The organism is Nakamurella lactea DSM 19367 (assembly GCF_000426645.1).
In the GTDB taxonomy this organism is placed as follows: domain Bacteria; phylum Actinomycetota; class Actinomycetes; order Mycobacteriales; family Nakamurellaceae; genus Nakamurella; species Nakamurella lactea.
In genome coordinates, this window is the sequence record NZ_AUFT01000011.1 from 275,870 (window position 1) to 285,289 (window position 9,420).

The window sequence follows — 9,420 nt, forward strand, 5'->3', positions numbered from 1 at the left end:
GTAGGTCGAAAACCTCCGGAGCTCAACTCCGGTGGGCGATCGAGCAGGAGGCAATGATGACTCGAAGCACTGCAGTTGCGGTGGCCGACACCGCCGCCGCGTTCCGCGATGAGGTACGCGCGCTCGCGGACCGGCGCGACGCCGTTGTCCTGGCACACAACTACCAACTCCCCGAGATCCAGGATGCCGCGCACTTCGTCGGCGATTCGCTGCAGCTGTCCCGGATCGCTGCGCAGACCCCACAATCGACCATCGTGTTCTGCGGCGTGCACTTCATGGCCGAGACGGCGAAGATCCTGTCGCCGGACAAGACCGTGCTGATTCCCGATGCCCGTGCGGGTTGTTCGCTGGCTGATTCGCTCACCGCCGACGAACTGCGCGAATGGAAGGCGGAGAATCCCGGCGCAGTGGTGGTGAGCTACGTCAACACCACTGCGGCGGTGAAGGCGGAGACGGACATCTGCTGCACGTCGTCCAACGCGGTCGAGGTGGTGGCGTCGATCCCGGCGGACACCCCGGTGCTGTTCGGCCCGGACCAGTTCCTCGGCGCCCACGTACGTCGGGTGCTCAAGCGCGACAACATCAAGGTCTGGGGCGGCGAATGCCATGTGCACGCCGGCATCAACGGAGCCGAACTCGCCGATCGGGCCGCGGCGGATCCGGAGGCTGAGCTCTATGTACATCCCGAATGCGGATGTGCCACCAGCGCCTTGTACCTGGCCGGAACCGGTGCGGTGCCGGCCGAGCGGGTCAAGATCCTGTCAACCGGGGACATGGTGAAACAGGCCGCTTCGAAGAAGTCCGGCAGCGTGCTGGTCGCCACCGAGATCGGGATGATCCACCAGCTGCGCAAGGCGGCACCCGGCGTCGATTTCCGGCCGGTGAACGAGCGTGCGTCCTGCCGCTACATGAAGATGATCACTCCCGACAAGTTGCTGCGCAGCCTGCGATCCGGCACCGACGAAGTCGTTGTCGACGCCGAGATCGCCGCCAGGGCAAGGCGTTCGGTGGAGCGGATGATCGCCATCGGCACACCCGGCAACGCGAGTAGCGAATGACGGCCTGGGCGGCCACCGCCGACGTGGTGGTGGTCGGGTCGGGTGTCGCGGGGCTGACGACCGCGCGGCGGTGTGCTGCCGCCGGGCTGCGGGTGCTGGTGGTCACCAAGAGTGCGGTCGACGAAGGCAGCACCCGGTGGGCGCAGGGCGGCATCGCAGTGGTGGACAGCGCGAGCGGCGACAGCGTCGCCGCGCATCTGCAGGACACCCTGGTTGCCGGCTCCGGTCTGACGGATCCGGTGGCGGCGGCGGCGATCGTCACCGAGGGGGTGTCGGCGGTCGCCGAACTGCGGGCGCTCGGGGCCAGGTTCGACACCGGTCCGTTCGGGCTGCTGCGCACCAGAGAGGGTGGGCACCACCGGGATCGGATCATTCATGCCGGTGGTGACGCGACCGGGGCCGAGGTGGAGCGGGCCCTGCTGGCCGCTCCTGGTCTGCCCGCGGTGCTTGCCGGGCATTTCGCCCTCGACGTGCTCCGTGACGATGACGGCGCCGCCCGCGGCATCTCGGTGCTGGACCCGGACGGTCGGGTCGGCCTGATCCGGGCCGGCGCGACGGTGCTGGCCACCGGCGGATGCGGGCAGCTCTTCGCGGCGACCACCAATCCGTCGGTGGCGACAGCCGATGGCCTGGCAATGGCGCTGCGCGCCGGTGCTTCGGTGGCCGACGTGGAGTTCATCCAGTTCCACCCGACGGTGTTGTTCGCATCCGTCGGGGCCGCCGGAGTGGCCGGCGGGCAGCGGCCGTTGGTCAGCGAGGCGGTCCGTGGAGCCGGCGCGTTGTTGATCGATGGTGCCGGCCATCGGGTGATGGCCGGGATCCATCCGCTCGAGGATCTGGCCCCGCGTGACGTGGTGGCATTGGCCATCACCCGCCGAATGGCCGAGAACCCGGGCGGTATCGACGATCACGTCTTCCTGGACGCCACCATGGTCGACGATTTCGACCGCCGGTTCCCGACCGTCACCGCCTCCTGCGCCGCGGCCGGCATCGACCCGGCGACAGCGCCGATTCCGGTGGCCCCGGCGTCGCACTACCACTGCGGCGGTGTCGAGACCGATCTGCGCGGACGAACCTCGGTCGCCGGCCTGTACGCGGTGGGTGAGGTCGGCCGCACCGGCCTGCACGGGGCGAACCGGCTGGCATCCAACTCGTTGCTTGAGGGGCTGGTGATGGGCGAACGAGCGGCCGAGGACATCGTCGGGATCTCAGCAGCGACCGGACCCGCCCGATCCGCCGAAGCCGTTGACGTATCGGCGGTCACCACCGCGGATCCGCGGAGCCGGACCGAACTGCAGGCCCAGCTGAGCAGGTTTGCCGGGATCGGCCGGGACCGGGCGGGGCTGGCCGCCATCGAGGTACCGGCGGTCTCCACCTCGGCACTCCCGGCGCCATCGAGTTCGGGACCGTCGTCACAGGCACCGTCGTCACAGGCACCGTCGTCGCCGGAGCGGAACAGCGCGGCGCTGGAGCTGCGGGACAGCCTCGAAACCGCCAACCTGGTGCTGGCCGCCGGTGCCGTGATCGCCGCTGCCGGGCTGCGCACCGAATCGCGGGGCTGCCACGTCCGGCTGGATCATCCGGAACGCCTGCTCGGCTGGGCCCAGCCGATCTCCCTGACCCTGGACGACGGCGCCTTCGTCGTCGCCGACCTGCGAGAGGCCGTGGCATCGTGAACGCATCTATCGGAACCACCCGCGCGACAGTCGGGACGATCGGCTTCCCGGGTCGGCCGGCGTCGGACGGAAAGCGGACGGTGCCGGACCGTACAGAGCTGGAACGGGTGATCGACACCGCGTTGGCCGAAGATCTGGTCGACGGCGCGGATATCACCACCCTGGCAACGGTTCCGGACCGGGCCAGTGCGGTGGCCGCGCTGGTTGCCAGGGAATCGGGGGTGCTGGCGGGCGTCGATGCGGCGCTGGCGGTGTTCCGGCGGGTGGTCGGCGACCGCCTCGAGGTGCGCGAGTCGATGGCTGACGGCAGTGCGCTGACCCCTGGCTCAGCGGCGCTGATCGTCGCCGGCCCTACCGCGGGACTGCTGACGGCCGAACGCACCGCGCTGAACATCCTCACCCACTTGTCCGGCATTGCCACGGTCACCCGTGCCTGGGTCGACGCGGTGACCGGTACCGGCGCCCGGGTCCGCGATACGCGCAAGACCCTGCCGGGGCTGCGGGCACTGGAGAAGTACGCGGTGACCTGCGGCGGTGGCGTCAATCATCGGATGAGCCTGGGCGATGCCGCCTTGATCAAGGACAACCACGTGCTGGCCGCCGGATCGGTGACGGCAGCGATCGAGGCGGTACGGGCGCTGCGCCCCGACGTCGTCCTGGAGGTCGAGGTCGACACGTTGGACCAGCTGGACGAGGCACTGGCCGCCGGTGCGACGCTGATCCTGCTGGACAACTTCACCGTGGAACAGACCGCGGAAGCGGTGCGTCGCACCCGGTCTGAGTACCCGGGAGTGGAGCTCGAGGCCTCGGGCGGGCTGACCCTGAGCAGTGCGGGCGCCGTCGCGGGGACCGGCGTCGACTACCTGTCGGTCGGGGCGCTCACCCACTCCGCGCCGATCCTGGACCTGGGAATGGACCTCGAGGAGTTCTGAGCGGCAGGTCGGCGATGATCCGCCGGGTCAGCTCGTCCACCGGCTCGGTGGCCGCGTCCCGCGGGTAGTGAACCGCCCGATTCCGACCCGTCGCGGCGATCAACGCGACGCCGCTCCGCCGGCTCGGCGACGTCGGCCAACCGTCGTCCGAGTCCGGCGGGTGTCCACTGGACGACGTCAGACCGAGGTTCTCGACCGGGCTGTCACCGAGCACGGTACGGGCGAACCGATGGATCATGTCGTCGGACCTTCGCTCACGTGCAACACCTCAAAGCCTTCCAGAATGGCTCCGTCCCGGTCGGTCGGGCTAGCCGACTCCGGCAGCGACTCGGTCGCGGTGACGAAAAGCGCCGCGTGCCACTCGTTCGGATCGATGCCCGCCGCGACCCGATGCACCGCCGGTTGCGCCGCAAGCGTGCTCGTGTCCGTGGTCAATCGGGCTGCCGCAGTGGACAAGTCCTCGCCCGGGGGGATCGCGCGGGTCCACAGCCGAGCCGCCCGGACGTCAGCTGCGGCGGTCGGCCCGCTCGACACCGCTACCGGCAGCCAGTTGCGTACCCGCGGCCGGCCGAAGGACGTCACGATGCCCCGGAACAGCGCGTCGGGGCCGGCCAGGAAGTCGGCCGCCGAAGCGGTTGACGACCAGAGGTAGAACGGCGCGTACTGGTTGACCTCGGAACCGGCGATGCCGCGCTCGCGGATCGCGTATGCCTTGAACCCGAGCCCGTTCCGGCCGTCCAGCGCCGAGCCCTTGGTGGCCACCCGGTGGCGGATGATCTGCATGTCGTAGTCGGCGGGCAACGTGATCGGGTACTGCATCATCCAGTGATTCGCGCCATTCGCCGAGTTCATGGTCGGTCCGCTCCGGCCGTGGCATCGGCGACGGGCTCGAGCCAGATCACCTCTGCCTGTGCGGGATCCGCCGTCTGCACGGCAATGTGGGTCATCGAGGTCCCGGGCAGCGCGCCGTGCCAGTGCTCCTCTCCGGGCTCCGTCCAGACCGCTGTCCCGGGTTCGGAGGCAACAGCGAACGCATGCAACCGACGGTCGGAGGCGGGGGAGTGATCGACACCCTTGACGACGCCGGTGAACCGTGGATCGTTGGCGAAGGCTCTGGGTGTGAAGTCGATGGCATGCATCAGTTCTCCGATCTGTCGGCTTCGGTTGGAGGTCGCGCAGCGGCTGAAGGTCGACGGTGGTCGACGGACTCGGCCGGCCGTCGACGGTGGTCGACGGACGCGGTCGGATCGTCGGTGGATGCTCCCGGGGCGGCTGCCGCAGTCGGTGGATCTGCCGCGGCGATGCCGATCAGCGCGGCCGCACCGCGGACGGCCCGGTTGAATGGCGCCGGCCTGCCCTGTGCCCTGGCCAACACGTAGCCGCCCTGCACCACCGCCAGGACCATGTCGGCAAGCTCCGCGGCATTCAGGTCGTCGGGGAACTCGCCGGCCCGCTGGCCCTGTCCGACGACAGCAGTGACCTGTTCGCGGATCCGCTGGAAGGCGTTGTGCAGTAACTCATTCAATGGGTCGCTCGCCAGCACCTCAGGATCCTGCGCCATCCGGCCGATCGGACAACCGCGGAGCACGTCGCGTTGCCGTAGCAGATATCCGCGGAGTCGGTCGGGCGCGCTGCCAGGTCCGTTCAGGACCTTCTCGGCACGCTCGACGGTGTGGTCCGCGGCATCGGCGAAAGCCGCTGCCGCGAGATCCTCCTTCCCGGCGAAGTGGTGATACATCGAGCCCTGACCGACGCCGGCGCGCCGCATGATCGCGCTGGGGCTGGTGGCCGCGTACCCGCGTTCCCACAGCAGTTCCCTGGTGCCGTTGATCAGCCTGGTCCGCGCGTCGTCATCGGCGTCGTTCGCCTTCTTCGCTGGCATGGCGTACATACTAGTAGTTACAAACGCTGGAGCAAGCAGATATTCGGTCCGAGCGCGGCATCGGTGGCTGCCAGGTTCCGATCGGTCGTCGGCTGTCGAGGGAAACGAGCTTCGCCGCGGCGATATCGTTCACGGATGACAGATTCCGATGGACCGATTTCTGATGGGCCGACCCGGTCGGACTGGGCGGTCAAGCCGACGCTGATCGGCCGGCTGGTCACCCTGCGGCCGTTCACCCGCGAGGACGCGGTCGGCATGGCGGCGATCATGGCCGATCCCGAGCTGATCAAGTTCACCGGCAGTGCGACCTCGAGTGCCGACGCGCAGGCCGCATCGAGTGAACCGGACGAGAAGACCTACCAGTGGTACGGCACCCGGGCCGCGCAGGACGACCGGCTGGATCTGGCAGTGGTCGACAACGTCTCCGGCGAGCTCGTCGGCGAGGTGGTGCTGAATCTCTGGGATCCGGAGGCCAACAGCTGCAACTTCCGCACGCTGTTCGGCCCGCCCGGGCGTGGTCGCGGGCTGGGGACCGAGGCGGCGAAACTCATTGTCGGCTACGCATTCGAGCAGCTGGGGTTGCACCGGATCGGCCTGGACGTGTTCGCCTTCAACCCACGGGCCAAGCGCGCCTACGAAAAGGTCGGATTCGTGGTCGAAGGCGTGCGGCGGGACGCGTTTCGCTTCGACGGGCAGTACACCGACGAAATCATGATGGCGATCCTGGCGAACGAGTGGCGCGGCACCGCCCCGAAATGACGGAGTCAGTGGGCTGAACCGGCTGCATCGGCTGGCCCGATCACCACTGTGCGTCGAGGTCGCGCCTGATCTCGTCCGGAAGCTTGAGTGCTGCCCCGCGGACAGCGATCTCGAGCTGCCGGATGCTACCGACCCCGATGATCGGGGAGATGGCCGGAGCGCCGCCCGTCATCCACGCCACAACGATCTCGCTGCGCGTTGTGCCTAGTTGCCCGGCGGCGCGATCCAGTGCCGCGAGCCGCCGATCGGTGCCTGGATGCTCGAACGCCGATGAGACGGCACGATCGGCCCGGTCGTACGCGCCCGACATCAGTGGCGAGTACGCCCAGAGTGCGAACTCGGGGTTGGACTGGACGTAGTCCAGAGTCTCGTCGGTGGTCCAACCGAACCGATGATCGTGATCGTTGTCCCGCACCATCGGACGCGGTTGCAGATAGCTGTACCGCAATTGCAATCCCGTTGGTGCGGCCGTCCCCGCGTTCAGAGCGAACGATCGCGCGCGTTCGACGCGCCAGACCGCGGTGTTCGAGTAGCCCCAGCGATCGACGAGTCCATCGGTGACGAGCGCGCCGAAGGCCGACACCGTCTCTGCGAGGTCGGAACTACGGTCGTCACGGTGCGCCCAGTACAGGTCGACATGGTCGAGTCCGAGCCGTTCCAGGCTCCGGCGGATCCCTGCGGCAACGGTGTCGGCGCTCAGGCCTTCCGATGACTCGGGATAGCTGCCGGGGTAGAGGGGCTCGCAGCCGACTTTGGTGGCGATCTTGACACGGTCGCGCACCCCGGGGCGTGCCTTGAGCCAGCGGGCAAGGGTGAGCTCGCTCTGCCCCCCGTGTCCGCTTGGGTCCTCCCAGAACGAGTAACAGTCCGCCGTGTCGATCCAGACGCCACCGGCGTCCAGGTATCGGTCCAGCAGTGCGAAGGAGGTGGCTTCGTCAGTGCGGGTGCCGAACAGCATCGCCCCGAGGGCAAGGCGTTCGCTGATGGGTGAAGTGGTCACCAGGCAACTGTCGGTGCTGTAGCGCGCTGCAGGTCAAGCACAGTGACACATCTCATCCCGGGGTGCATCATTGCTGACGTGACATACACCCCGGCAGAGACGGTGCAGCGCAGCGGTTTCACGATCGAGACGCTTCGCTACTACGAGCGGATCGGCCTGTTGGCCGACATCCAGCGCGACGCGGGCGGACACCGGATGTTCAGCGATGCCGACCTCGAATGGCTCGAGGTGCTCAAATGCCTGCGGGACACGGGGATGCCGATCGCGGCGATGCGGCGTTACGCCGAGCTGGCGTTGAACGACGGATCCCTGGAAGAACGCATGCACACGCTCGCAGATCACGACGAGGCGGTGTCGCAGCAGATCGAGCTGCTGCATCAGCAACAGCGCCACTTGCGCGACAAGATCGCCTACTACGAGGGTCTGCTCGAAATCGAGCGGTCGGTGCAGGAGGAAGCGCAGACGAGTGGGGCCGGCGCGATGACTGACGAACCGCAGATCTCTGGGCAGGTTGGGGGCTCCTGGTAGCTGGACTTCGGCTGCAGTGCCGCAGATTGTCGATGGTCGCAGCGGACGCCACCGCAGGATGTTCAAGCACGCCTGGTCCACCGGGCAGGCCGGCCGCTCGATTCAAGGGCACTGTCGGTGCCTCGTTCTAGGGTCGTTGGTATGGGGAAGGCCTGGGGCGCGGACACGGTGGGAGAGCTCGATGAGCTGCTCGCCTCCGGTGCCGCGGTGGTGGAGGGTTTGCGGGATTTGCCGTGGTGGCGGTTGGGTGAGGACCGTTTGTTGTCGGCGACGCAGCAGGTGGAGGCGTTGCTGCGGAGCGCTTTTGGTGTGCAGGTACGGTTGGCGGCGGAGTTGGAGGACCGCGGGGTCGCGAAGTCGCATGCGGTGTCCTCGACATCGAAGCTGCTCAGCCAGTTGTTGTCGATCACGCCGGGGGAGGCGCGGGGCCGGGTGCTGGCCGCGCAGAGCATTCTGGCGCCGGAAGCCACCGCCGAAGAGGTAGCCCCCTCGGCGACGGACCCGGATGTGGGGGCGGCGGCGGTGTTGCCGGAGTTGGCGGCGGCGATCGCGGCCGGCGAGGTCGGGTTCGATCACAGCCGGGTGATCATCACAACGATGCGGGGCATCCCGAACAAGGTCGACGTCGAGTTGCGGCGGTTGTGTGAGCGGGTGTTGGTGCAGGCGGCCAGGGACCGGGACGCGAACCGGTTGAAGGATGTCGCCGAGCAGGTCCGCAACATCACCGATCCGGACGGGTCGTTGAACGATCTGGATGCGACGGATCGGGTCGAGCTGACCATCGGAACCCGCCGCGGTGATGGGTTGACCCCGTTTCGTGGTTTGTTGGACGACCTGGGCATCGAGTGGCTGCGGCAGGCGGTCGAGTCGCTGGCGAAACCGCGGCCGGCGGGTGCGGATCTGCCGGACCTGCGGCCGGCGGGGGTGCGGCGGGGGCAGGCGCTGGTCGAGGTGTGTCGGCGGTTCTTGAAGGCCGGTGCGGGGCCGAAAAGTGGTGGGGTGCGTCCGCAGGCGACGGTCACGGTCGGGCTGGCCGAGCTGGCTTCTGGGCTGGGGGTCGCGACGCTGGATTTTGTCGGGACGGTGTCGGTGCGGATCGCCCGGTTGTTGACCTGTGATGCGGATGTGCAGCCGCTGGTCCTGGGATCGACGGATCTGCCGCTGGAGGCGTGGGCGAAGGCCCGGTCGTTCCCGCCGGCGTTGCGGCGGGCGATGGTGGTCCGTGATGGGGCGGGCTGTGCCTGGCCCGGTTGTGATACCCCGGCTGGTTGGTGCGATGCGCACCACATCGTTTTCTGGGCCGATGGTGGTTTGACGGTGTTGGAGAACGGGGTGTTGATTTGCGGGTTCCATCACACGGAGATCCACTTGGGCAGGTGGGTGTGTCGGATGGCCGCGGACGGCCGCCCGGAGTTCATCCCGCCCAGATGGCTGGATCCGGCCCAGCGGCCCCGCCGGAACCACCTGTTCACCGCTGGCGGGCACTTCACCGGGACTGCCGGCCCTGCCGACACCCAGTCCGACGACCCCGACTCGAGCCGGGCTGGTTCCGGCGACACCAACTCCGGTGACCCCGATCCCGGTG

The 9,420-nt window shown here is 68.5% G+C and carries 10 protein-coding genes; 6 read left to right on the forward strand and 4 right to left on the reverse strand.

Features of this window, described 5'->3' with window-relative positions:
* Window positions 1–56: 56 nt before the first annotated feature.
* The 3 genes from nadA to nadC all read left to right on the forward strand — a co-directional run bounded on the left by nadA (window position 57) and on the right by nadC (window position 3,666).
* The gene (gene nadA, locus K340_RS0113235) at window positions 57–1,058 is read left to right on the forward strand and encodes a quinolinate synthase NadA (RefSeq protein ID WP_029137068.1); all 1,002 of its coding nucleotides are present in this window, start codon (window positions 57–59) and stop codon (window positions 1,056–1,058) included.
* Window positions 1,055–2,734 carry an L-aspartate oxidase gene (locus K340_RS0113240; protein ID WP_029137069.1) on the forward strand — a complete coding sequence of 560 codons (1,680 nt, stop codon included), beginning with the start codon at window positions 1,055–1,057 and terminating at the stop codon, window positions 2,732–2,734. The genes nadA and K340_RS0113240 overlap by 4 nt, the downstream gene beginning before the upstream one ends.
* 80 nt (window positions 2,735–2,814) lie before the next feature.
* On the forward strand, window positions 2,815–3,666 hold the full coding sequence (nadC, locus tag K340_RS0113245) for a carboxylating nicotinate-nucleotide diphosphorylase (RefSeq protein ID WP_029137070.1): 852 nt from the start codon (window positions 2,815–2,817) through the stop codon (window positions 3,664–3,666).
* Window positions 3,667–3,900: 234 nt separating this feature from the next.
* Here the strand turns inward: nadC and K340_RS0113250 are convergent, their stop codons facing one another.
* The 3 genes from K340_RS0113250 to K340_RS29860 are packed head-to-tail and all read right to left on the reverse strand — an operon-like array spanning window position 3,901 to window position 5,548.
* Complete coding sequence (locus K340_RS0113250) at window positions 3,901–4,518, reverse strand: DUF4865 family protein (RefSeq protein ID WP_211229414.1); 618 nt, start codon at window positions 4,516–4,518, stop codon at window positions 3,901–3,903.
* Entirely contained in the window at window positions 4,515–4,805 is a 291-nt protein-coding gene (locus K340_RS34340) for a cupin domain-containing protein (RefSeq protein WP_029137072.1), read from the reverse strand. Before K340_RS34340 ends, K340_RS0113250 begins: the two co-directional genes overlap by 4 nt.
* Window positions 4,805–5,548 carry a TetR/AcrR family transcriptional regulator gene (locus K340_RS29860; RefSeq protein WP_084614403.1) on the reverse strand — a complete coding sequence of 248 codons (744 nt, stop codon included), beginning with the start codon at window positions 5,546–5,548 and terminating at the stop codon, window positions 4,805–4,807. Before K340_RS29860 ends, K340_RS34340 begins: the two co-directional genes overlap by 1 nt.
* 135 nt (window positions 5,549–5,683) lie before the next feature.
* Here K340_RS29860 and K340_RS0113265 point away from each other — a divergent pair, with 135 nt between their 5' ends.
* On the forward strand, window positions 5,684–6,307 hold the full coding sequence (locus K340_RS0113265; protein WP_051266167.1) for a GNAT family N-acetyltransferase: 624 nt from the start codon (window positions 5,684–5,686) through the stop codon (window positions 6,305–6,307).
* 40 nt (window positions 6,308–6,347) lie between these two features.
* Here the strand turns inward: K340_RS0113265 and K340_RS0113270 are convergent, their stop codons facing one another.
* Complete coding sequence (locus K340_RS0113270) at window positions 6,348–7,307, reverse strand: aldo/keto reductase (protein WP_211229415.1); 960 nt, start codon at window positions 7,305–7,307, stop codon at window positions 6,348–6,350.
* Window positions 7,308–7,385: 78 nt separating this feature from the next.
* Here K340_RS0113270 and K340_RS29865 point away from each other — a divergent pair, with 78 nt between their 5' ends.
* Window positions 7,386–7,835: a MerR family transcriptional regulator gene (locus K340_RS29865; protein ID WP_169726912.1), complete on the forward strand. Its 450-nt coding sequence runs from the start codon at window positions 7,386–7,388 to the stop codon at window positions 7,833–7,835.
* A 141-nt stretch (window positions 7,836–7,976) separates the two neighbouring features.
* The coding region (locus K340_RS34345) for an HNH endonuclease signature motif containing protein (protein WP_051266169.1) at window positions 7,977–9,420 on the forward strand (1,444 nt) is incomplete at its 3' end.

Bases quoted from the DNA above. Each gene is read 5' to 3' on its own strand.
- nadA (WP_029137068.1), top strand. From the start codon at position 57: ATGACTCGAAGCACTGCAGTTGCGGTGGCCGACACCGCCGCCGCGTTC.
- K340_RS0113240 (WP_029137069.1), top strand. From the start codon at position 1,055: ATGACGGCCTGGGCGGCCACCGCCGACGTGGTGGTGGTCGGGTCGGGT.
- K340_RS0113250 (WP_211229414.1), bottom strand. From the start codon at position 4,518: ATGAACTCGGCGAATGGCGCGAATCACTGGATGATGCAGTACCCGATC.
- K340_RS34340 (WP_029137072.1), bottom strand. From the start codon at position 4,805: ATGCATGCCATCGACTTCACACCCAGAGCCTTCGCCAACGATCCACGG.
- K340_RS29860 (WP_084614403.1), bottom strand. From the start codon at position 5,548: ATGCCAGCGAAGAAGGCGAACGACGCCGATGACGACGCGCGGACCAGG.
- K340_RS0113265 (WP_051266167.1), top strand. From the start codon at position 5,684: ATGACAGATTCCGATGGACCGATTTCTGATGGGCCGACCCGGTCGGAC.